Origin of the sequence: Bradyrhizobium diversitatis (assembly GCF_016031635.1) — a bacterium.
Taxonomy (GTDB): Bacteria; Pseudomonadota; Alphaproteobacteria; order Rhizobiales; family Xanthobacteraceae; genus Bradyrhizobium; species Bradyrhizobium diversitatis.
In genome coordinates this window covers 52,540-73,448 of the sequence record NZ_JACEGD010000019.1, presented here as the reverse complement: position 1 = coordinate 73,448, position 20,909 = coordinate 52,540, and the positions used below count along the sequence as shown (strand labels likewise).

General features: G+C 65.0%; 21 protein-coding genes. 13 read left to right on the top strand and 8 right to left on the bottom strand.

Annotation, left to right across the window (positions count from 1 at the left end):
• Positions 1-108: 108 nt before the first annotated feature.
• From H1B27_RS21265 to H1B27_RS21250, 4 genes are all read right to left on the bottom strand, one after another.
• Positions 109-2,070 carry a putative bifunctional diguanylate cyclase/phosphodiesterase gene (locus tag H1B27_RS21265; protein ID WP_197967406.1) on the bottom strand — a complete coding sequence of 654 codons (1,962 nt, stop codon included), beginning with the start codon at positions 2,068-2,070 and terminating at the stop codon, positions 109-111.
• Between the two features lie 269 nt (positions 2,071-2,339).
• Entirely contained in the window at positions 2,340-3,200 is an 861-nt protein-coding gene (locus H1B27_RS21260; protein WP_197967405.1) for a DMT family transporter, read from the bottom strand.
• Positions 3,201-3,270: 70 nt separating this feature from the next.
• A complete protein-coding gene (locus tag H1B27_RS21255; protein ID WP_246515574.1) occupies positions 3,271-3,831 on the bottom strand; it encodes a TetR/AcrR family transcriptional regulator in 561 nt (186 codons plus the stop codon).
• Positions 3,832-4,016: 185 nt separating this feature from the next.
• Complete coding sequence (locus H1B27_RS21250; protein WP_197967403.1) at positions 4,017-4,382, bottom strand: nuclear transport factor 2 family protein; 366 nt, start codon at positions 4,380-4,382, stop codon at positions 4,017-4,019.
• 172 nt (positions 4,383-4,554) lie between these two features.
• Here H1B27_RS21250 and H1B27_RS21245 point away from each other — a divergent pair, with 172 nt between their 5' ends.
• The 3 genes from H1B27_RS21245 to H1B27_RS21235 are packed head-to-tail and all read left to right on the top strand — an operon-like array spanning position 4,555 to position 7,707.
• A complete protein-coding gene (locus H1B27_RS21245) occupies positions 4,555-5,145 on the top strand; it encodes a TetR/AcrR family transcriptional regulator (RefSeq protein WP_061878607.1) in 591 nt (196 codons plus the stop codon).
• A 53-nt stretch (positions 5,146-5,198) separates the two neighbouring features.
• The gene (locus tag H1B27_RS21240) at positions 5,199-6,824 is read left to right on the top strand and encodes a GMC family oxidoreductase (protein WP_197967402.1); all 1,626 of its coding nucleotides are present in this window, start codon (positions 5,199-5,201) and stop codon (positions 6,822-6,824) included.
• Between the two features lie 25 nt (positions 6,825-6,849).
• Positions 6,850-7,707 (top strand): hydroxymethylbilane synthase, encoded by an 858-nt coding sequence (locus H1B27_RS21235; RefSeq protein WP_197967401.1) that lies wholly within the window; start codon positions 6,850-6,852, stop codon positions 7,705-7,707.
• A 273-nt stretch (positions 7,708-7,980) separates the two neighbouring features.
• Here H1B27_RS21235 and hemE read toward each other — a convergent pair whose 3' ends face one another.
• Positions 7,981-9,015, bottom strand: coding sequence for a uroporphyrinogen decarboxylase (hemE, locus tag H1B27_RS21230; RefSeq protein WP_197967400.1), 1,035 nt, complete (start codon positions 9,013-9,015; stop codon positions 7,981-7,983).
• A gap of 105 nt (positions 9,016-9,120) precedes the next feature.
• Between hemE and H1B27_RS21225 the strand changes: the two genes are divergently transcribed.
• Together H1B27_RS21225 and H1B27_RS21220 are read left to right on the top strand one after the other, a co-directional pair.
• Positions 9,121-9,336 (top strand): hypothetical protein, encoded by a 216-nt coding sequence (locus H1B27_RS21225; protein ID WP_061878725.1) that lies wholly within the window; start codon positions 9,121-9,123, stop codon positions 9,334-9,336.
• A 174-nt stretch (positions 9,337-9,510) separates the two neighbouring features.
• Positions 9,511-11,412, top strand: coding sequence for a diguanylate cyclase (locus tag H1B27_RS21220; protein ID WP_197967399.1), 1,902 nt, complete (start codon positions 9,511-9,513; stop codon positions 11,410-11,412).
• Between the two features lie 6 nt (positions 11,413-11,418).
• On the opposite strand, the gene H1B27_RS21215 is transcribed toward H1B27_RS21220, so the two are convergent.
• Together H1B27_RS21215 and trhO are read right to left on the bottom strand one after the other, a co-directional pair.
• Positions 11,419-11,637 (bottom strand): SlyX family protein, encoded by a 219-nt coding sequence (locus H1B27_RS21215; protein ID WP_197967398.1) that lies wholly within the window; start codon positions 11,635-11,637, stop codon positions 11,419-11,421.
• On the bottom strand, positions 11,627-12,394 hold the full coding sequence (gene trhO, locus H1B27_RS21210; protein ID WP_197967397.1) for an oxygen-dependent tRNA uridine(34) hydroxylase TrhO: 768 nt from the start codon (positions 12,392-12,394) through the stop codon (positions 11,627-11,629). Before trhO ends, H1B27_RS21215 begins: the two co-directional genes overlap by 11 nt.
• A 196-nt stretch (positions 12,395-12,590) precedes the next feature.
• Between trhO and ggt the strand changes: the two genes are divergently transcribed.
• The 5 genes from ggt (at position 12,591) to H1B27_RS21185 (ending at position 18,799) form a co-directional block, all read left to right on the top strand.
• Positions 12,591-14,177 carry a gamma-glutamyltransferase gene (ggt, locus tag H1B27_RS21205; RefSeq protein WP_061878600.1) on the top strand — a complete coding sequence of 529 codons (1,587 nt, stop codon included), beginning with the start codon at positions 12,591-12,593 and terminating at the stop codon, positions 14,175-14,177.
• 169 nt (positions 14,178-14,346) lie between these two features.
• Positions 14,347-14,961, top strand: a complete 615-nt coding sequence (locus H1B27_RS21200; RefSeq protein ID WP_061878599.1) for a (2Fe-2S)-binding protein — start codon at positions 14,347-14,349, stop codon at positions 14,959-14,961.
• A 4-nt stretch (positions 14,962-14,965) separates the two neighbouring features.
• Positions 14,966-15,979 (top strand): FAD binding domain-containing protein, encoded by a 1,014-nt coding sequence (locus H1B27_RS21195; protein WP_197967396.1) that lies wholly within the window; start codon positions 14,966-14,968, stop codon positions 15,977-15,979.
• Positions 15,980-15,981: 2 nt separating this feature from the next.
• Positions 15,982-18,273 carry a xanthine dehydrogenase family protein molybdopterin-binding subunit gene (locus H1B27_RS21190; RefSeq protein WP_197967395.1) on the top strand — a complete coding sequence of 764 codons (2,292 nt, stop codon included), beginning with the start codon at positions 15,982-15,984 and terminating at the stop codon, positions 18,271-18,273.
• Positions 18,274-18,334: 61 nt separating this feature from the next.
• A complete protein-coding gene (locus H1B27_RS21185) occupies positions 18,335-18,799 on the top strand; it encodes an FKBP-type peptidyl-prolyl cis-trans isomerase (protein WP_061878596.1) in 465 nt (154 codons plus the stop codon).
• 108 nt (positions 18,800-18,907) lie between these two features.
• On the opposite strand, the gene H1B27_RS21180 is transcribed toward H1B27_RS21185, so the two are convergent.
• The gene (locus H1B27_RS21180; protein ID WP_028179717.1) at positions 18,908-19,126 is read right to left on the bottom strand and encodes a CsbD family protein; all 219 of its coding nucleotides are present in this window, start codon (positions 19,124-19,126) and stop codon (positions 18,908-18,910) included.
• A 128-nt stretch (positions 19,127-19,254) separates the two neighbouring features.
• On the opposite strand from H1B27_RS21180, the gene H1B27_RS21175 reads away from it, so the two are divergent.
• The 3 genes from H1B27_RS21175 to H1B27_RS21165 all read left to right on the top strand — a co-directional run bounded on the left by H1B27_RS21175 (position 19,255) and on the right by H1B27_RS21165 (position 20,849).
• Positions 19,255-19,770: a cupin domain-containing protein gene (locus H1B27_RS21175; protein WP_197967394.1), complete on the top strand. Its 516-nt coding sequence runs from the start codon at positions 19,255-19,257 to the stop codon at positions 19,768-19,770.
• Positions 19,771-19,896: 126 nt separating this feature from the next.
• Complete coding sequence (locus tag H1B27_RS21170; RefSeq protein ID WP_197967393.1) at positions 19,897-20,325, top strand: VOC family protein; 429 nt, start codon at positions 19,897-19,899, stop codon at positions 20,323-20,325.
• Positions 20,326-20,360: 35 nt separating this feature from the next.
• Entirely contained in the window at positions 20,361-20,849 is a 489-nt protein-coding gene (locus tag H1B27_RS21165; protein WP_197967392.1) for a VOC family protein, read from the top strand.
• Positions 20,850-20,909 lie beyond the last annotated feature (60 nt).

Below are 20,909 nucleotides of genomic sequence, written 5' to 3'. Positions count from 1 at the left end.
CTCTCTCCTCTGGGGGAACCCGCCGTGGAGACACCCCCTCCCCAGCCCTCCCCCGCAGGCGGGGGAGGGAGCACACCGGCTCCGTAGCGGCACTGATCTTCAAAGCCCCTAGGCCGCGTAAGTCGCCCGATACTTCTTCGTATCCAGCAACGCCAGCACGCCATTGGCCGACACCGGCCGGCTGATCAGATACCCCTGCACCTCGTCGCAACTGATCTGGCGCAGGCATTCGAGCTGGTCGGCAGTCTCGACACCCTCCGCCACCACGCCGATCCGCAAATCGCGCGCGAGCCCGATCACCGATTTGACGATCGCCGCGCAGTCCGGCTGCACCAGCATGTCGCGGATGAAGGATTGGTCGATCTTGATGCGGCTGAACGGCAGCTTGCGCAGGTAGGTCAGCGAGGAAAATCCGGTGCCGAAATCGTCCAGCGCCACCGTGACGCCGAGCTCCAGCAGCGCGTTCAGGACCGTCGCGGCCGAGCCGTATTTCGACAGCAGCATCGATTCCGTGATCTCGATCTCGAGCCGGTGTGGGGCGATCCTGGCATCGGCGAGTGCCTGCACGATGATCTGGAGGATGCCTGTGTTGTGAAATTGCGCTGCCGAGAAATTGACGGCGACCCTGATGTCTTCCGGCCACTCGGCAACACTTGCACAGGCGCGTCGGATGACCCATTCGCCGATCTCGTGGATCAGCCCGGTCTCTTCCGCGATCGGGATGAATTCGCTTGGCGGCACCAGCCCGCGCGAAGGATGCTGCCAGCGCAGCAGCGCCTCCAGGCCGGTGATCCGGTCGGTGCCGAGATCGAGGAATGGCTGGAACACCAGGAACAATTCATTTCGTGCGATCGCACCTTCGAGGTCTGATTGCAGCGCCTTGCGGTCGCGGGACAGCCTGTCGTCGGCTTGTTCGAAGAAGCACACCGTGCCCGGCCCCGCCTTCTTGGCGCGGTAGAGCGCCGTGTCGGCGTTCTTCATGATGTCGAGAGCGGTGTTGCCATCGCGTGGCGCCAGCACGATGCCGACGCTGGTCGCGCCGACGATCTGGCGGCCCTCGATCCGGAACGGTTCGGTGAAGGCCGCGACGAAACGCTCGGCGATTTCGAGCGCATCCTCCGGCCGCGCCAGATTGGCCATGACCAGCGCGAACTCGTCGCCACCGATGCGCGCGACATGCTCGGCCGCACGCGTGCAACGTTGCAGGCGGCTTGCAACCTGGACCAGGAATTCGTCCCCGGCGGGATGGCCCAACTGGTCGTTGACCTCCTTGAAGCGGTCGAGGTCGAGCAGCAGCACCGCGAATTCCTCACCCGACAACGCCAGCCGTTTGAGCGCCGCATCGAGCGTTTCGTTGAAGGCGACGCGGTTGGGCAGATGGGTGAGGGGATCCAGCCGCACCGTGCGCTCGGCTTCGATCTGCCGTATCACGCGCCGCGCGAACGCGAACGAATTAACGAACACGCCGCGCAGCAGCACGCTGCCATAGACCACGACGAGAAAGGCGATCAGCAGGAAGGCCAGGTCGCCGTTCCTGCCGAGGCAGATCGCGATCCCGACGAAGATGGGGGCCGTGAAGGCGATGGCCGCGATCGGGATCGTGGCGAAGGCCAGTGCGCCGCCGGCCAGCATGCCCGAGCACAGGCAGGTGATGACGAGCTGGCCGCCGGTCGAAGCGTCGGCGAAGAAGGCGACCGGGACAGTGCCCCAGGCGGCGCCGAGGATGAAGGCGTTGCGCACCAGCCGGTGCATCGCGCGACGCGAGACGAATTGCGGTTTGGTGATGCGGCGTGACGCGCGCGATTGCAGGCCGAATCCGATAGCGGCGGCGGCGACGGCGCCGGCCCAGATCAGGGCAAGGGTTCTGTCCGGCGACTGCCACAGTGCGATGGCGAGAACGATGGCGTTGCAGGCATTGGCGAGCATGATGCCGACCGAATAGCCGAGCACGAGCGACATCTGTTCGGCCCGGATATGCCCGGCCACGGCCTCGTCGGTTGCGGGACCGCCAAAGGCCGACAGATCGCCGGCGAACAGCCGTGCGACATAGTTGGTCGTTTGAGTCCGCATGCGATGGCCTAGCAGCACCGGCCGTTGTCCGGCTCGATCAGGAGAATTCGTTGCAAACCTTTGACGAACTATGAATTATCCCCGTTTGCCACGACCGGCGTGACCACATCTGCGTGTTCAATTCACGGTATCGGTAACAAAATCGATACAACGCGCGGCGACCGCGCCGTGCTCGTATCCTCCTGAACTCGTGCGGCAGCAGCCCGGGCGACGTTCGCTTGACCCTGGCCGCGAAGCCCCGCAGGTCACCGCGAGGGGGGCGTCCGGGATCAAATTGAGCGAGCGCGCGGCCTTACTTGTGTGATGCCGACCCCGGAAATCGCGAGCAGCCCGCCGATGATCAGCTTTGGCGTCATGCGTTCGCCAAGAAAGACAACGCTCGAAAGCAACGCAAATACCGGAAGCAGCAGACCGAAGGGCGCGACGCGAACCATCGAGCAACGGGCGATCAGCCAAAACCAGAGGCCAAACCCAATGATTCCGCCGATGAAGACCGTGTAGGCGAGCGCCAGCCAGCCCCGCTCGCCTGCCGTCACGAGGCTCGCCGCCTGTCCATATTCGAGCAGCAACGACATCAACATGACCTGCGGCACCGTGAGCAGCGACGACCATCCCATCAGCATCAAGGGATCAAAGGGGCCATAGCGTTTCGTCAACACGTTGGATACCGCGAAGGCGAAAGCTGCTCCAACCACAAGCAGCAGCGGAAGCGGGTTGGCGGACTGGCCCGGCTCCGCTGCCAGCACGGTCACGCCGACGAATGCAAGCAGCACTCCGGCACAGGTGGCGAGTGACGGCCTCTCCGCGAGCAGCGGCCAGGCCAGCAGGACGGTGAAGGGCGTGGCGAGTTGGTACGCGACCGCCGACATGCTTCCCGAGCCGAGCCCAAGGCCCACATAGAAGAGCCCGAAATTCAGTCCGCCAAGGAAAAGCGAAATGGCCGCGACAGGGCCGAGCTGCCGACGCGTGGGCCTGTCGACGAACGGAACAAGCAGCAGCGTAATGGCCAGAAAGCGCAGTGCGAGGAAGAAGAGCGGCGGAAACTCCGCAACGCCCACTTTGATGGCCACGAACTGATAACCCCAGATCAGGGGAACGGCGACCGCGCAGACGATCTGGATGGCAGACATGGCGCACGTCCCTTTCAAGACCGATCAGTCCAAATATAAGCCCGGCATCAGCGGAAGCGTTGCGGTGTCCTTACCTGACGAAACGGCCGATGAGAGCGTCGACGGCGGCCTGCGATGTCGTCCGTGTCGGTGCCGTCTTGCCGACCACGCGCAGCCCTTCAACGAAACAGACGAGAACCCGGGCGGCCGTTGCCGGCTCGACACCATCGGCCAACCTGCCCGCCGCTTTCGTGCGGGACAGTGCATTGGTCACTTTGGCCTCCATCGCCTTGAAGAAGCCCGCAACGCGTCGACCGACTTCGGCATCCCCGCCAGCCAATTCCATGGCCGTGGCCACCAGGAGGCATCCGCGCCGGCCGTTGCTCCCGCTGGTGCGATCGACGTAGCCGGCCAGGTAGGCCCGCAGGCCGTCGACCGGGTCGTTTCGGGGATCGAATTCGACATCCATCCGCGCCAAGGCACCCGCGATGTAACGATCAAGCGCGCGCAAGAAGAGCGAATGCTTGCCGCCGAAAGCGGCGTAGAGGCTGCCCCGCGACAGCCTGGTCGCACGAAGGAGATCGGGCAGCGCCGTGGCGTGATAGCCGCGCGACCAGAACACATCCATCGCGCGTTCGACAGCGGCGTCCATGTCGAAACTTCGGGGCCGGCCACGGGGCAACGGCGCTGGGGTGCTTTGCCTCATGCTGATATATAGACCGACCGGTCCTTAAATGACAAGCCCCGCGCAGGCATCGTCGGGCACCGAGCTTCGGGTGATCTCCAGCCTCCGGTCCGGGCGTCAACACCGCCGTCCGCGCTGATGTGTGCCTCGCGTCAGCGTCCGAGCTGCTTCGGATCGTAGTAGAAGCGCTCCTCGACCAGTTTGTCGCCCCGCCAGGTCTGCCAGGCGATCTCGTCCAGCGTCCGCGTGACGCCTTCGGCATTGGTGAAGCTGAAGCGCCAGCGGGTTGCGACATGGTCGCCTTCGATCAGGCTCGGTCCCACGCGGACGGCCTTGACCTCCCTGGACGCCGCCAGCACGCCGCGCTCCTTGGCGACGAGCTTGTCGCGCCCGACCGTCGGGGCGGCGTTGTTCTCGTAAGTCACGGCATCGGGCGTGCAGAACTGTTCGATGGCACCGATGAAGTCCCCGGCTTCCAGCCGTTGCGCGAAGGCTTCGACGACATCGCGGCTCGGCATAGCGTGCTCCCGGGAAAAACCGACTGATGGTCGGTAAATACCGACCAATGGTCGAAAAGTCAACTGGTTGGCTTCGCTCAATTGGACTAAAGCGAGAGTGAGTTGAATCAATCCGGGCCGAGAACACAGAACGCCTCTTCCGAGCGGGAGAGGCGAAACTCAGACGAGAGTGATGGCGAAGCAAGCGGAGCGACGGGCGGCGACCACCGAAGCGATCCTGACGTCGGCACGCCGTCTGTTCGGGACGCAAGGATTCGCAGCCACCACCATGGACGAGATCGCCGAGGCAGCCGCCGTCGCCAAGGGGGCGGTCTATCATCACTTCAAGACCAAGGAGGCGGTGTTCGAAGCCGTGTTCAACGAGGTCTCGCGCGACCTCGTTGCCGAGATCGACCGCACCGCACGGGCCGAGAAGGACGTCCTCGCCGCAATGGTTGCCGGCACCCAGCATTACTTTGCGGCGACCGCGAAGGGCCCGACCGGCCAGATCATTTTGCGCGATGGTCCCGCCGTGCTCGGCTGGGAACGCTGGCGCGAGATCGACGCCAGGCATTTCGGCGGCAAGCTGCCGCGCGCGATCGCGGCGGCGATGGAGGCCGGCCTGATCGCCCGTCAGCCGGTCGAGCCGCTGGCGCGGCTGCTGCTCGGCGCAGTCACGGAAGCGGCGGTCGCCTGCGCCGGACGCGCCGACATCGCAAGGGCAGGCGCGGAATACGCCCGTGCGTTCAAGTCGCTGGTCGAGGCGCTGCGCGTGCGCGAATGATTGTGCTAAGTGAACGACGGAAACGCCCACACCAACAAGAAGAACAGTAGCGCATGAACGCAAATTCCTCCCCCGCGCCGGCCGATCCCGAATTCGACTACGTCATCGTCGGCGCCGGCTCCGCCGGCTGCGTGCTCGCCAACAGGCTGTCCGCGAGCGGCAAGCACAGCGTGCTGCTGCTCGAAGCCGGCCCGAAGGATTCCAACATCTGGATCCACGTCCCGCTCGGCTACGGCAAGCTGTTCAAGGAGAAGACGGTCAACTGGATGTACCAGACCGAGCCGGAGCCCGAGCTGAAGGGGCGCCAGGTGTTCCAGCCGCGCGGCAAGACGCTGGGCGGCTCGAGCTCGATCAACGGCCTGCTCTATGTCCGCGGCCAGCACGAGGACTATGACCGCTGGCGCCAGCTCGGGAATACCGGCTGGGGTTACGACGACGTGCTGCCGTATTTCAAGAAGGCCGAGAACCAATCGCGCGGTGCGGATCAGTATCACGGCACGGGCGGTCCGCTGCCGGTGTCCAATATGATCGTGACCGATCCTCTGTCGAAAGCCTTCATCGACGCCGCGGTCGAGACCGGTCTGCCCTACAATCCTGATTTCAACGGCGCCACGCAGGAAGGCGTCGGCCTGTTCCAGACCACGACGCGCAACGGCCGGCGTGCCTCGACCGCGGTGGCCTATCTCGGGCCCGCCAAGACGCGCGGCAATCTGAAGATCGAGACGTCCGCGCTCGGCCAGCGCATCCTGTTCGAAGGGCGTCGCGCGGTCGGCGTCGAATACCGCCAAGGCGCGGCGTTGCGCCGCGTGCGGGCGCGGAAGGAGATCGTGCTGTCGAGTGGCGCCTACAACTCTCCGCAGCTGCTCCAGCTCTCCGGCGTCGGTCCTGCCGACCTCCTGCGCAAGCACGGCATCGATGTGGTGCTGGACGCAGCTGGCGTCGGGCGCGACCTCCAGGACCACATGCAGGTCCGCATCGTGATGCGCTGCTCGCAGAAGATCACGCTGAACGACACCGTCAATCATCCGCTTCGGCGCACCATGGCCGGCGCACGCTACGCGCTGTTCCGCAAGGGCTGGCTGACGATCGCGGCCGGCACGGCGGGCGCGTTCTTCAAGACCAGCCCGCGGCTCGCCTCGCCCGACATCCAGGTCCACTTCCTGCCGTTCTCGACCGACAAGATGGGCGAGAAACTGCACGATTTCTCTGGCTTCACGGCGTCTGTGTGCCAGCTCCGGCCCGAGAGCCGCGGCTCCTTGCGCATCAGGAGCGCGGACCCGAGCGTGCCGCCGGAGATCCGCATCAACTACATGTCGACCGAGACCGACCGCACCACCAACGTCGAGGGCCTGAAGATCCTGCGCAAGATCCTGAACGCGCCGGCGCTGAAGCCGTTCGTGGTCAGCGAGTACGATCCCGGGCCGAAGGTATCGACGGACGCCGAGCTCCTGGATTATTGCCGCGAGCGCGGCAGCACCATCTATCATCCGACCTCGACCTGTCGTATGGGCAACGACGCGCTCGCGGTGGTCGATCAGCGGCTGAAGGTGAGGGGGCTCGACGGCCTTCGCGTCGTCGACGGCTCGATCATGCCCGATCTCGTCTCGGGGAACACCAATGCGCCGATCATCATGATCGCCGAAAAAGCTTCCGACATGATATTGGAGGACGCGCGCTGAGCGCGCGTCCCCGATGGAGAACGACTTGGCTACACGACTCAGGATCGGCACCCGCAAGAGCGCCATGGCGCTGGCACAGACGGAAGAAATCGCGCGCCGTCTGACCGCCGCCGTGCCCGGTCTCGATGTCGAAATCGTCAAGTTCGACACCACGGGCGATCTCGACCAGACCAGCAAGCTCTTGCCGCATGGCGGCAAGGGCGGCGCCTTCGTGGCGCAGATCCGCGCTGCCGTGCTGTCGGGCGAACTCCAGGCAGCGATGCATTCGCTGAAGGACATGCCGGGCAACGAGGATACGCCCGGCCTCGTCATCGGTGCCACGCTGTCGCGCGATCCGCCGAGTGATGCGCTGGTGCTGCGCGACGGCGTGACCCTTGAGGCGCTGCGCCAGTCCCGCGGCAAGGGCTTCAAGATCGGCACGAACGCGGTGCGCCGAGCGGCCTATGCGCGGCGGTTGTTTCCCGATGTCGAGGTCATCCACTTCCGCGGCGCCGCCGACACGCGCGTGCGCAAGCTCGACAATGGCGAGAAGCAGCGTCTTCCGGATGGCGGTGCTGTGGGTCCGGCCGATGCGCTGATCATGGCGCGCTCCGGCCTCGATCGCGTCGGCCTGTCTCACGCCGCGCACGCCTCGGCCGATGCCGAGCGCGAGGTGCTGTGGATACTCAACGGCCACTGCAATTCACCGGTCGCGGGGTTCTCGACCATCACGGGCGATCAGATGTCGCTCACCGCCTCCGTGCTCGATCTCTCCGGCAACACCATCATCGAAGCCTTGCGTGCAGGCCCCGCCAACCGCCCACGCGAGCTCGGGCGTGCTGTGGGATTGGATCTGCTGGCGAAGGGTGCGGGGGAGATCATCGAGCGCAGCCGGCCTAGGTAAGCCCTGCCGAAATCACGATTTTGATGATGCCATTCTGCGCCTGTTTTGCCCGACAAGTCAAAACGCACAGGCGCGTCATGCCCGTCCAAGGTTTTCAATGACTTGGCTACTGTGCATGGGGTTGTTTTCGCACTTTTTGTAAGACCCGATCACAACGGCTCGTCATGCCCGGGCTTGTCCCGGGCATCCACGTTCTTCGTGTCGCATGGCAAGGCGTGGATGGCCGGGACAAGCCCGGCCATGACGACGTGGGTAGACGGCTTGTCTTGTCCCTCAGCCCCGCACGCGCCGGATCATCTGCTCGACATGGGCGATCGGCGTTTCCGGCTGGATGCCGTGGCCGAGATTGAAGATCAGCCGTCCTTGCGCAAAATTGGCCAGCACGTCGTCGACCGCGCGGTCGAGCGCGGAGCCGCCTGTGATCAGCACCAGCGGATCGAGATTGCCCTGCACGGCGACCTTGCTTTGCACGCGCTCGCGGACGAAGGCCGGCTCCGCGGTCCAGTCGATGCTGACCGCATTGACGCCGGTTGCCTCGACATAGCCGGGCAGCAGCGCACCGGCCCCGCGGGGGAAGCCGATGATCTTCGCGTCCGGCACCCTGGCCCTCACGCCCTCCACGATGCGCCGCGTCGGCTCGGTCGACCAGCGCGCGAACTCGGCGGGCGGCAGCACGCCGGCCCAGGTGTCGAAGATCTGTAGCGCGTCGGCACCGGCGGCGAGCTGCGCCAACAGATATTCGATCGAGCTGTCGACCAGCACGTCGATGATCTTCGCAAACGCCTCCGGATGACGGTAGGCCATCATCCGCGCCGGCGCCTGGTCCGGTGTGCCGTGGCCGGCGACCATGTAGGTCGCGACCGTCCACGGCGCGCCGCAGAAGCCGATCAGCGCGGTCTTCAGGTCCAGCGCGCCGCGCACGATCGTCAGCGCCTCGAACACCGGCGCGAGCTTGCCCAGGTCGGCGCGCGGCGCCAGCGTCGCGACCTTGGCTGGATCGTCCAGCGGCTCGAGCCGCGGGCCCTCGCCGACCTCGAACCGCACCTCACGTCCGAGCGCGTAGGGGATCACCAGAATGTCGGAGAAGATGATCGCCGCATCGAAGCCGAACCGGCGGATCGGTTGCAGTGTCACCTCGGCGGCAAGCTCCGGGTTGAAGCAGAGGTCGAGGAAGCCGCCTGCCTTGGCGCGCACATCGCGATATTCCGGAAGGTAGCGCCCGGCCTGGCGCATCATCCACACAGGCGGGATGGTCTGGCGCTGGCCGGAGAGCACGTCGATGAAAGGCTTTTTTGCAGACTGGGGCACGAATGGTCCTGAAGAAGGTTATCGCTCCTGATACACCGCCGCGGCCCTCAGCGGAACAGGGGAACCTGTGCAATCGGACCGCGTTGACAGTCCATGGAGGAGATCATGGCTGAGACATTCAATCCCGCGCCGCACGACAAGCATGCCGACGATCTGCACGAAGCCCTTGCTGCCGACCGGCAATCCAAGCTCGACGCCGGGCTGAAGGATACGTTCCCGGCTTCCGATCCTGTGAGTGCCGCGCAACCGACGCCCTCGAAGGCCGATGCCGATGCCGACCATCCCTCGCTCTGGGACAGGGTTAAGGCCATCTTCAGCTAGTGGCATCGGGCGCGCCGGTTTCCGATAAGCCTGCTAATGTGTTGTTAGCGATGCGCCGACCGCCGCGTCCGTAGGACTACTGGAAAGGGCGGGAATCGCCGCGTAGTCCGGTAGTGACTTCAGGATTAAATAACAGAAGCGGCAGAGTTTCCGAGCGATCGGAGGACCTGTCGCATGAGTGCTACCCAACGAGCCGGATGGAGCCGCTTGCCACTGCGCGCAGCGGCTTTCGTCGCGCTGACCTGCGCGACCATCCTCGGCGTCAGCGGTTGGCGCGAATGGACGGCCCGCGATGCGGTGCTCAAGGACGCCGAGCTGGAGATGGCGAACGTTGCCCGTTCGCTGACCCAGCATGCCGAGGACAGCCTCGATCTCCTGGATTCCGGCGTCGTCGGCGTGGTCAGCCGGTTGGAGATGGACGGCACCGCACCGGTCACGATCGCGAAGCTGCGTATCTTGCTGGACGCGCGCAAGAAGGCGATCGCGCGCATTCACAGCCTCGCCATCATCGACGATCAGGGCAACTGGCTGACCTCACCCGGTACGATCGGCGCGACCCTCAGCGACGGTGCCTTCTTCCGATATCACCAGCTCTCGCCGAAGCGTGAGGCCCATGTCGGCCGTCCCGTGAAGAGCCTGCTGGATGGCGAATGGGTCGTGACCCTGTCGCGCCGCTTCAGCAAGCAGGACGGTAGCTTCGGCGGCGTGGTGGTCGCGACCATCAGCTCGAAATATCTCTCGCACTTCTACGAGCAGTTCGAGATCGGCCGCAACAGCTCGGTGTCACTGGCGCATGGCGACGGACTGATCGTCGCGCGCATTCCCAGCAACGAGACATTCGTCGGGCGTAGTGTCGCCGACAAGCCGTTGTTCCGGGAGCCGAGCCTGCAACGGCCGAGCGGCGCCTATCATTTCACCTCGCCGCTCGACGGTGCCGAACGCGTCAGCTTCTTCAATCGCAGCAATCGTTTCCCGCTCCTCCTGCTCGCCACCGTCGACAAGGACGAGCTGCTCGCGCCCTGGCGCGCGGCGGCAATCTCCCGCATGCTCTACGTGCTCGCGCTGGTGATGCTGATCGCGGTGATCGGCGGTGTGCTGGTGCGGCAGTTGCAGCGCGGCCAACGCATGGCCGTCGCGCTTGCCGAGACCGAGGCGCATTTCCGCCTGCTGGCCGAAGGCTCCAGCGACATGGTGACCCGCATCGGCCTCGATGAGCAGCTGCGCTATGTCTCGCCCTCGTCGGCACGCGTCGTCGGCTGGCGTCCCAATCAGCTGATCGGTTCGCCGGCGCTTGCGGGTGTCAATCCGGAGGATCTGCCGGAGGTCCAGGCGATCGTCGACGCCATGAAGCGCGGGGAGAGGGAGGAGGCGCGTCTCACCTATCGCAACCAGCACCGGCAGAACGGCGAGATCTGGCTCGAATCGACCATGCGGGTGACGCGCAGGGACGATGGCCGCGTCGACGGCGTGGTCGCGATCTCCCGCGACATCACCGAGCACAAGAAGCTGGAAACAAGGCTCGAGACGCTGGCGATCGAGGACAGCCTCACCGGCCTTGCCAATCGCCGCCGCTTCGACGAGCGCCTGAAGGAGGAATGGGCGCGCGCCTATCGCGACCGCTCCAGCCTTGGTTTGCTGATGATCGATGTCGACCACTTCAAGGCCTACAACGACGAATACGGCCATCCCGCGGGCGATGCCTGCCTGCGCCTGATCGCCAAGATCATCGCGGCCGAAGCGCAGCGCGCCAGCGATCTGGCGGCGCGTTATGGCGGCGAGGAGTTCGCCATGCTGTTGCCGAATATCGATGCCGCCGGCTGCGCCCGGGTCGGCGAACGGATCCGCAGCGCCATTCACGAGGCCGGCCTCGCGCATGGCAGCAATCCGGCGGCTGGATGCGTCACCGCGTCGCTTGGCGGCGCAGTCTGCCGGCCGGCCTTCGAACGAACCGCAGGAGTCGCTGCCCTGGTCGAAGCTGCGGACCAGGCGCTCTATGCCGCCAAGGCCGCAGGCCGCAACCGCCTGCTGATGTCCGGCGAGGTCATGGACCTGCTGCCCAAGGCGTCCGGCCAGTAACGCCGCTCAATAGTGCGGCGGAGGCTCGTTGGCAGGCCCCGGCGCATTCGCTTCGGCCTCCTGCAGCCGAGTATTGAGCTCGGTGATCTGCCGCGTCAGCCTGTCGATCTGCTTCCACTGTGCGGTGATGGTCTGGTTCAACGTCTCGATCGTGTCGTCCTGATAGGCGAGGCGCGTCTCCAAAGTGTCGATGCGCTCGCTCAGCGCCTTGATCTCATTCGTCACGGCAGTGTCCCTTGTCCCGTTCCCGCAAACCGTGGCCGAGCGCCACGCGCTCGTCGAACACGAAGCATTCGCCGCGCCAGCGGCTCTCAGCCTCCGGCACCTCTTCCAGATATCTCAGGATGCCGCCTTTGAGGTGATAGACCTCGGTAAAGCCACGCGCGAGCAGATGGGCGCTCGCCTTCTCGCAGCGAATTCCGCCGGTGCAGAACATCGCAATCCTGCGGTGTTTGGCCGGATTAAGCTCAATCGCGGCGAAGTCCCTGAACTGGCCGAAGCTCTTGATGCCGGGGTCGACCGCGCCCTCGAACGTCCCCATGGCCACTTCGAAGGCGTTGCGGGTGTCGAGCAGCAGCGTGTCGGGCTTCGCAATCAGCGCATTCCACTCGGTGGCATCGACATAGGTGCCGACCTGGCGGGTCGGATCGGCAGTCTCGTCACCGAGCGTGACGATCTCCTTCTTCAGCCGCACTTTGAGCCGCCCGAACGGCATCGCCTCCGCGGTCGAGAATTTCAATTCGAGATTGTTGAGCCTGCCGCCGAACATGTCGCCGTGTGCGAGTTCATGGGTGAAGGCATCGATCGCCTCCGGTGCACCGGCGACCGTGCCGTTGATGCCCTCCTGCGCCAGCAGCACGCTGCCCTTCAGCCCGAGGCCGGCGCAGAACGCGCGCAGCGGCTCGCGCAGTTCGCGGTAATCGGGGAGGGCGACGAATTGATAGAAGGCCGCGACCTTGGTCGCCGAATTCAGATCAGACATGGCGGCTCGTTTAGCAGGCGGCAGCCATCCGGAGAACCCGCATGGCTGCCGGCGTCGAAAACTCCATACGCCCAGCAGATGGCAGCCATTTTCCTGGTATGCCAGCATTGCCCCGCCGGGCCGGAATGTGTCATGTAGACGCGGTTTTCGAGATGGCGCGCCACTCGCGCCCACGGCCAAGAGAGCAAGAAATTCGATGAGAAACTTCCATTTCCCCGGCAGGTCCACGGTCCATGCCACCAACGCGATGGTTGCGACCTCGCATCCGCAAGCCTCGCTCGCGGCGATCGAGGTGCTGCGCGATGGCGGCACGGCAGTCGACGCGGCCGTTGCCGCCTCTGCCCTGCTCGGCGTGATCGAGCCGCAATCGACCGGCATCGGCGGGGACTGTTTTGCGCTGATCCAGCCGCGCGGCGAGGGCAAGATCATCGCCTACAACGGCTCCGGCCGTGCGCCCAAGGCGGCGAACGCCGATTGGTATCTCGAGCGCAAGATCAACTCCGTGCCGCTGACCTCGGCGCATGCGGTCTCGATTCCAGGCGTGATCGATGCCTTCGCGACGGTCCTGCGCGACCACGGCAAGTTCGGCTTCGACCGGCTGCTTCAGCCCGCGATCAAGGCGGCCGAGGAAGGCTACGTCGTCGCGCCCCGCATCGCCTTCGACTGGAAGAACCAGTTCGAGAAGCTGAAGAATGGCACCAACACCGTGCGCTACCTTCTGCCGGGCGGCAAGCCGCCGGTGGCCGGCGACGTCATTCGCCAGGCCGAGCTCGGCAAGACCCTGCGCGCGATCGCCAAGGACGGCCGCGACGCCTTCTACAAGGGCGCGATCGCGGAGGATATGGTCGAGACCCTTAGGGGCATCGGTGGCCTGCATACGCTCGACGATTTTGCCGCGCATACCACTGAGGTGACGACGCCGATCGGCACCATGTACAAGGGCTACGACGTCTGGCAGTGCCCGCCGAACGGACCGGGCCTCACCATGCTGCTGATGCTCAATATCCTGTCGCGGTTCGATCTGACCAAGTTCGCGCCGCTCAGCATCGAGCGTTTCCATCTCGAAGCCGAGGCCGCACGCATCGCCTACATGCAGCGCGAGGTGCATGTCGCCGATCCCGACCATATGCAGACCGAGGTCGCCAAGATACTCGCCAAGGAGTTCTGCGACGAGCACATCGCCAAGATCCGCATGGACGGCATGCTCGACCTGCCGAATGTCGCGCCGCCGATGAACCCTTCGACCATCTACATCACGGTCGTGGACAAGGACCGCAACGTCTGCTCGTTCATCAACTCGATCGCGCACTCCTTTGGTTCCGCCATCGTGTCGAACAAGACCGGCGTCTTGTTCCAGAATCGCGCCGGCGGCTTCCGCATCCAGCCGGGTCACCCCAACTGCATCGAAGGCGGCAAACGTCCGTTGCATACGATCATGCCGAGCCTGCTCACCAAGGGTGGACGCTCCGTGATGCCGTTCGCGGTGATGGGCGGCCAGTATCAGCCGACCGGCCAGACCCATGTCTTGACCAACATCCTCGACTATGGCTGCGACGTGCAGGAGGCGATCGACATGCCGCGCGGCCTGCACTACGAGGGCCAGTATCAGCTCGAGGACAGCGTGCCGGCTGCGATCGTCGAAGGCTTGAAGAAGCTTGGCCACAAGACCACCAGCGTGGTCGGCCCGCTCGGCGGCGCCCAGGCCATCTGGATCGACTGGGACAAGGGCACGCTCACCGGCGGGTCCGATCCGCGCAAGGACGGCTGCGCGCTGGGTTATTGAGCTCGCAGCGGGGGCCGCGCGAAAAGATCAGGAAAAGTTGACGAAGGGCGGCGCGGTATTTACTGCGCCGCCCTTTCTCATTCGGAACTGCGCTCATTGCTCAAGGTTAAGGGGGCGATGAGCGGTGCAGGTGTGCGCTGCTCTTGCAGATAGCGGCGGAGGCCGGCCCATGTCCGACAAATCAAGTTCCAGAACATCGACATTCGATCGCCGCGCCTTTATGGCCGGTGCTGCCGGAACTGCGCTGGTTCCGATGACGGCGCGCGCGGCTGCGCAGGATGCGAATGTGCCCGTCGCGCGGGATCCGTCACTTCCCGTTGAGGTCACGCTGCGCGTCAACGGCAAGGACAAGCGCCTGCTCATCGACGCGCGCACCACGGTGCTCGATGCGCTGCGTGAACATCTCAAACTCACCGGCAGCAAGAAGGGCTGCGACCACGGCCAGTGCGGTGCTTGCACGGTACTGATCGATGATCGCCGCGTGGTGTCGTGCCTGACGCTGGCGCTCGCAGCCGAGGGGCAGGAGATCACGACGATCGAGGGTCTGGCCACCGACGACCGCCTGCATCCCATGCAGCAGGCCTTCGTCGACAACGATGCGTTCCAGTGCGGCTACTGCACGCCCGGCCAGATCATGTCTGCCGTGGCCTGCGTGAAGGAGGGACACGCGGGGAGCGAGGCCGACATCCGCGAGTATATGAGCGGCAACATCTGCCGCTGCGCTGCCTATCCCAACATCGTCGCTGCCGTGAAGCAGGCAGCACCCGAGATCATGAAAGGCTAGGCGCATGCGACCGTTTTCGTATCAGAGAGCATCAGACCCCGATATGGCCGTGCGGGCGCTCGCCGCCGGTGCCGCCAACGATCCGCTGACGAAGGCGGCGGCACAGCCGCTTGCCGGCGGCACCGCGCTGATCGATTTGATGAAGCTCGACGTGATGCGGCCCGCCGCAATCGTCGATATCAATCCGCTGGCCCACGCCTGGTCGGCGATCGAGCCAGGCGGCGGAAGCTTGCGGCTCGGCGCGCTCGCAAGGATGTCCGACGTGGCCGCGCATGCCGAGATCCAGCGCAGCTATCCCGTGATCGCGGATTCGCTGAAGCTCGCCGCCAGCGCTCAGCTGCGCAACATGGCGACGCTCGGCGGCAACGTGATGCAGCGGACGCGTTGCAACTACTTTCGCGATGTCTCCTATGAGAACTGCAACAAGCGCAATCCCGGCTCCGGCTGTGCCGCGATGGACGGCGTCAATCGCATGCATGCGGTGCTCGGCGTCTCCGACCAGTGCATCGCGACCTATCCCGGCGATTTCGCGCAGGCGCTGATCGCACTCGATGCCGTGGTCGAGATCACGGGCAAGGCCGGCACGCGCGGCATACCGTTCGCGCAGCTGCACAAGGCACCGGGCAGCACGCCCGAGATCGAGACCACGCTTCAGCCCGGGGAGCTGATCTCGGCCTTCTCGATCCAGGGCCGGTGGCCCCGTTCGGTGTATCTCAAGGCGCGCGACCGGCAATCCTACGAATTCGCGCTGTCCTCGGCTGCGATCGCGCTCGACGTGCAGGACGGCACGATCAGGGACGCACGCGTCGCGCTCGGCGGTGTCGCCACCGTGCCGTGGCGGGCGCGCGAGGCGGAGGCGCTATTGAAGGGACAGAAGTTCGACGAAGCGCTGGCACGGCGCGTGGCCGATGCCGCCTTTGCGGACGCCCGTGGCCGTCGGCACAACAGCTTCAAGATCGGGCTCGGCAGGCGCGTGGTGGCACGCGCGCTTCAGCAGGCCGCAACGATGGAGATCTGATCATGACCGCTGCAGCTCTCGAGCCGAAGGCGAATATGGGGCAGCCCGTGCCGCGCTACGATGCCGCCGCAAAGGTCACGGGGCGTGCGACCTACGCCTCCGACATGCCGCTGGACAATCCGGCCTATGCGTTCCTGGTCACCAGCGCTATCGCCAAGGGCCGCATCGACCGCTTCGATCTCGACGACGCTAGAGGCGTCCGCGGCGTGATAGACATCATCACGCACGAGAACGCCCCGAAGCTGAAGGAAACGAAACTGTTCAGCAATGGCGGCTATGCCGGCACCACGATCCAGCCGCTGAAATCGGCCGAGATCGCGCATGACGGCCAGATCATCGCTGTGGTCATCGCGGAGAGCTACGAGGCGGCGCGCGAGGCCGCCAATCGCGTCAAGGTCAGCTATACGGCGACGGCGCCGAGCGCCAGCTTCGAATCGCCGGGAACGACCACGGCAGCCGCAAAGGGACAGAACGCGCAGTTCAAGGAAGATCCCGAGGTCGGCGACTTCGCCAAGGCCTTCGATGCGGCCGAGGTCAAGCTCACCGCGTCCTACGACACGCCGACGCAGCACCACAATCCGATGGAGCTGTTCACGACCAGCTGCGTCTGGATGGGCGACAATCTCGTCATCTACGAGGGCAGTCAGTATGTCTATGGCCTGAAGAACGGCGTGGCCGAGCAACTCGGCATCGACGCCGACAAGGTGCGCGTGGTCAATCCCTATGTCGGCGGCGGCTTTGGCTCGCGCGGCTCGATGACGCCGCGCACCGCCATCATCGCCGGCATTGCCAAGCGCCTGAGCCGTCCGGTCAAGCTGGTCCCGACCCGCGACCAGGGCTTTACCATCGCGACCTACCGCGCCGAGACGCGGCACGAGATCAAGCTCGGTGCGAGCCGGGATGGCAAGCTGGTCGCCTTGAGGCATGAGGGAGCGGAAATCTCCTCGCGGCCCGACGCCTATTGCGTCGGCGGCACCAAGACCACGACGCGGCTCTATGCGTGCCCGAATGTCGAAAGCCTGGTGTCGATCGTGCGCGCCGACCGTAACACGCCCGGCTTCATGCGCTCGCCGCCGGAAGTGCCCTATCTGTTCGCGCTGGAAAGCGCGATGGACGAACTCGCCGTGAAGCTCAACATGGATCCGGTCGAGCTCCGTCGCATCAACGACACCACCACCGAGCCCATTGGCGGCAAGCCCTACACGTCGCGGTCGCTGATGGCGTGCTTTGACGAAGCCGCCAAGGCGTTCGGCTGGTCGCAGCGGACGCCGCAGGCAAGATCGATGTCAGACGGGGATTGGCTGGTCGGTTACGGCTGTGCCGCCACCTGCTATCCGACGCAGATGGCGCCGTCCGCCGCGCGCGTGCGCCTCCAGCGCGATGGCCGCACCCGTGTCGAGATCGCCGGCCACGAGATCGGCACCGGCGCCTATACCGTCATCGCCCAGACGGCGGCCGAGCGGCTCGGCGTGCCGCTTGAAAAAGTGGCGGTCTTCATCGGCGACAGCGACCTGCCGCCCGCGCCGGTTGCCGGCGGCTCCAACTCGACCGCCAGCACCTGCTCCGTGGTGATGATGGTGTGCGATCAGATCCGGCAGCGCCTGTTCAAAGCGGTGAGGCCGAGCGACAGCCTCGCCGACAAGGCCAAGGAGACTGTCGGCATCAGCCCGGCGCCGTCGACCCAGGCGACGAAGGGCGACCGTCCGCTCGATATCGAGAAGGCGTTCGATGCGCTCGGTGTCGGCGTGGTCGAGGAATATGGCGAGTGGAAGCCGGAAGGCGCACCGCTCGACTCGTTCAAGGCCTTGCATGCCGGGCAGCCTCGGTTCGTCGGCGGTCACCAAATGAAGGACAAGATCGCCTACGCCTTCGGCGCCGAGTTCGTCGAGGTCCGCATCAACCGCTTCACGCACGAAATCCGTTGCCCCCGGCTGGTCGGCGCATTCGCGGCAGGCAGGATCATGAATCCGCGCACCGCGCGAAGCCAGCTGATGGGCGGCCTGATCTGGGGCATGTCCTCGGCGCTGCTGGAGGCCACCGAGATCGACGAGCGCAATGCGCGCTACGTCAACGACAATCTTGCCGACTATCTCGTGCCCGTGAATGCCGATGTGCCCGGCGTCGAGGTCATCATGCTCTCCGAGCAGGACGATCACATCAACCCGGTGGGCGCAAAGGGTCTCGGCGAGCTTGCCAATGTCGGCACCAACGCCGCGATCTGCAACGCGATCTATCACGCCACCGGTCAGCGCATCCGCAAGCTGCCGGTACGACTGGAAAATATCGAGGTCTAAAGGGGTGGAAACGGCGACGGCGTTGGGTTAGACACCTCCCGCCTCTAATGGAAGGTGCCCTATGCAGCGTTTTCAGCGCATGCTCCTCGCTATCATGTCGGCACTCGCGATCACCGTGATCGGTGGCGTGTCCGATTTCGTTTCCACCACGGCCTCGGCCCAGACCGCAGGAAAGACCATGACCACAGCTTCAGGCCTGCAGATCATCGACTCCACCGTCGGCACCGGTGCCTCGCCGCAGCCCGGTCAGATCTGCGTGATGCACTATACCGGCTGGCTCTATGAGAACGGCCAGAAGGGCAAGAAATTCGACTCCTCTGTCGATCGCAAGGAGCCGTTCGAATTCCCGATCGGCAAGGGCCGCGTCATCGCCGGCTGGGACGAGGGCGTTGCCTCGATGAAGGTCGGCGGCAAGCGCACGCTGATCATCCCGCCGCAGCTCGGCTATGGCGCGCGCGGCGCCGGCGGCGTGATCCCGCCGAACGCGACCCTGATGTTCGACGTGGAATTGCTCGCGGTGAAGTGACGGCGTAGCCGTCACTCCGGGGTCGGCACTGCGCGCCGCCCCCGAATGTCTGGACAAATAAGAAGACCGGCCTTTCGGCCGGTCTTTTCGCTTTCAGCTCTAAGCGCGTCACTCCGCTGCGCGCTTTGCGGCAGCAGCAGCGCGATCCATCGCTTCCTTCGCGGCGTCCTTGGCGTCGCCCATGGCCTGCTGGCCCTTGCCCTTGACTTCCTGGACCACGCCTTCGCCCTTCATGCGATCGGACCCGGTGGCTTCGCCGATGCCCTGCTTGGCCTTGCCGATCGCCTCGTTCGCGGTGCCCTTGATCTTGTCAGTGGTGCTGCCCATGAAATTCTCCTCTCGGTTTGCTCGCGATGACAACACCGAGCGGCTACGAGGGTTCCATTTTTGGTATGGCTTGCGGCTGCGGCTTTGGGTTAGTTTGCCGCGTACGGAACCAACAGAAAGCAAGTCCCATGACCGGCCATGACCACTCGCATTCCCACCATGACCACGATCACGATCATGATCGCTGGAAGCATGACGGCGTGCGCGTCATTCCGGGTAACCAGCTCGACACGAACGTGCCCTCGACGGCTGGCATGGACCGCGCGGCCGCCATCAATTTCGCACGCGTCGGCGCGCAGAAATTGTGGGCGGGCACGGTCAGCATCAAGCCGGATGCCAAGACTGGCGCGCATCATCACGGCCATCTCGAAAGCGTCATCTATGTGGTGAAGGGGAAGGCGCGGATGCGTTGGGGCGAGAGCCTGCAATTCACCGCGGAAGCCGGCCCGGGCGACTTCATTTTCGTTCCGCCCTACGTGCCGCACCAGGAGATCAACGCCAGCCCGGACGAGGTGCTGGAATGTGTGCTGGTGCGCAGCGACGGCGAGGCGGTGGCGATCAACCTCGACATCGAGCCGGTGGAGAAGCCCGAGACCGTGCTGTGGATCGACCCGGTGCACCGCGATCCCAACGAGAAGAAGTAACTCGGCGCTGCGGGGTTCGGTGCGACAGAACCCCGCAGATCGGGGTCCGAAAAAAATTAGTTGGAAGCGGTGTCGGATGGCGGCCTGGCCGTCCGTCCTTGGGCAGACCCACCCGAGGAGCTTCCGATGCCCAAGATGATCTTCGTCAACCTGCCGGTGACCGACCTCAAGCGCGCGACCGCCTTTTATGAGGCGGTCGGTGCGGTCAACAATCCGCAATTCAGCGACGAGACCGCGAGCTGCATGGTCTTTTCCGAGACCATTTTCGTCATGCTGCTGACCCACGACAAATTCCGACAGTTCACGCCGAAGCCAATCGCGGACGCCAGGACCTCGAACCAGGCGCTGTTCTGCCTGTCCGCGGACAGTCGCAGCGACGTCGACGATATCGTCGGCAAGGCCGCGGCGGCGGGCGGCGTGGCCGATCCCGGTCCGAAGGACGAATACAGCTTCATGTACGGCCGCAGCTTCGAGGATCCCGACGGCCATATGTGGGGTGTGAACTGGATGGATCTCGCGGCTGCCCCTCTGCAGCCCGAGATGGCGAACGCCTGATCCGAGCTCAGAAGATCTGAAGAGGAGCATTCACGATGTCCAAGCTCGTGCCCTGCATGTGGTTCAACGGCGATGCCGAGGACGCTGCAAAATTCTACGTCTCGCTGGTTCCGAACTCGGAGATCACGCACGTCCAGCGCAACGTTTCGGATGGCCCCTCCGGCAAGGAAGGCTCCGTGCTCGTCGTCGAGTTCACGGTGGCCGGACAGCCGCTGGTTGCGCTCAATGGCGGCATGAAGATGGAGTACACTCACGCGATCTCGCTGATGATCCATTGCGACGACCAGGCCCAGGTCGACAGCGTCTGGAACGCGTTCCTCGCCCGCGGCGGCAAGGAAGAGCAGTGCGGCTGGCTCCGGGATCGCTGGGGCGTGGCCTGGCAGGTGGTGCCGAAAGTGATGTTCGAGTTCCTGTCGAGCCCGGACAAGGCAGCGGCCGCGCGCGCGATGCAGGCCATGATGAAGATGGTGAAGCTGGACGTCGACGTGTTGCGTCGTGCGTTCGAGGGCAAGTCGGCGGCGTGAGGTCACAAGCTCCTGCCACATGCTCATTGTCATCGCCCGGTTCGACCGGGCGATCCAGTA

What these genes read in the sequence shown, in the direction of transcription:
- H1B27_RS21190 (WP_197967395.1), top strand. Translation starts at nt 15,982, where the DNA reads ATGACCGCTGCAGCTCTCGAGCCGAAGGCGAATATGGGGCAGCCCGTG.
- H1B27_RS21180 (WP_028179717.1), bottom strand. Translation starts at nt 19,126, where the DNA reads ATGGGCAGCACCACTGACAAGATCAAGGGCACCGCGAACGAGGCGATC.
- ggt (WP_061878600.1), top strand. Translation starts at nt 12,591, where the DNA reads ATGAGAAACTTCCATTTCCCCGGCAGGTCCACGGTCCATGCCACCAAC.
- H1B27_RS21175 (WP_197967394.1), top strand. Translation starts at nt 19,255, where the DNA reads ATGACCGGCCATGACCACTCGCATTCCCACCATGACCACGATCACGAT.
- H1B27_RS21240 (WP_197967402.1), top strand. Translation starts at nt 5,199, where the DNA reads ATGAACGCAAATTCCTCCCCCGCGCCGGCCGATCCCGAATTCGACTAC.
- H1B27_RS21220 (WP_197967399.1), top strand. Translation starts at nt 9,511, where the DNA reads ATGAGTGCTACCCAACGAGCCGGATGGAGCCGCTTGCCACTGCGCGCA.
- H1B27_RS21185 (WP_061878596.1), top strand. Translation starts at nt 18,335, where the DNA reads ATGCAGCGTTTTCAGCGCATGCTCCTCGCTATCATGTCGGCACTCGCG.
- H1B27_RS21265 (WP_197967406.1), bottom strand. Translation starts at nt 2,070, where the DNA reads ATGCGGACTCAAACGACCAACTATGTCGCACGGCTGTTCGCCGGCGAT.
- H1B27_RS21255 (WP_246515574.1), bottom strand. Translation starts at nt 3,831, where the DNA reads ATGGACGCCGCTGTCGAACGCGCGATGGATGTGTTCTGGTCGCGCGGC.
- H1B27_RS21195 (WP_197967396.1), top strand. Translation starts at nt 14,966, where the DNA reads ATGCGACCGTTTTCGTATCAGAGAGCATCAGACCCCGATATGGCCGTG.
- H1B27_RS21165 (WP_197967392.1), top strand. Translation starts at nt 20,361, where the DNA reads ATGTCCAAGCTCGTGCCCTGCATGTGGTTCAACGGCGATGCCGAGGAC.
- H1B27_RS21260 (WP_197967405.1), bottom strand. Translation starts at nt 3,200, where the DNA reads ATGTCTGCCATCCAGATCGTCTGCGCGGTCGCCGTTCCCCTGATCTGG.
- trhO (WP_197967397.1), bottom strand. Translation starts at nt 12,394, where the DNA reads ATGTCTGATCTGAATTCGGCGACCAAGGTCGCGGCCTTCTATCAATTC.
- H1B27_RS21200 (WP_061878599.1), top strand. Translation starts at nt 14,347, where the DNA reads ATGTCCGACAAATCAAGTTCCAGAACATCGACATTCGATCGCCGCGCC.
- H1B27_RS21250 (WP_197967403.1), bottom strand. Translation starts at nt 4,382, where the DNA reads ATGCCGAGCCGCGATGTCGTCGAAGCCTTCGCGCAACGGCTGGAAGCC.
- H1B27_RS21245 (WP_061878607.1), top strand. Translation starts at nt 4,555, where the DNA reads ATGGCGAAGCAAGCGGAGCGACGGGCGGCGACCACCGAAGCGATCCTG.
- H1B27_RS21225 (WP_061878725.1), top strand. Translation starts at nt 9,121, where the DNA reads ATGGCTGAGACATTCAATCCCGCGCCGCACGACAAGCATGCCGACGAT.
- H1B27_RS21170 (WP_197967393.1), top strand. Translation starts at nt 19,897, where the DNA reads ATGCCCAAGATGATCTTCGTCAACCTGCCGGTGACCGACCTCAAGCGC.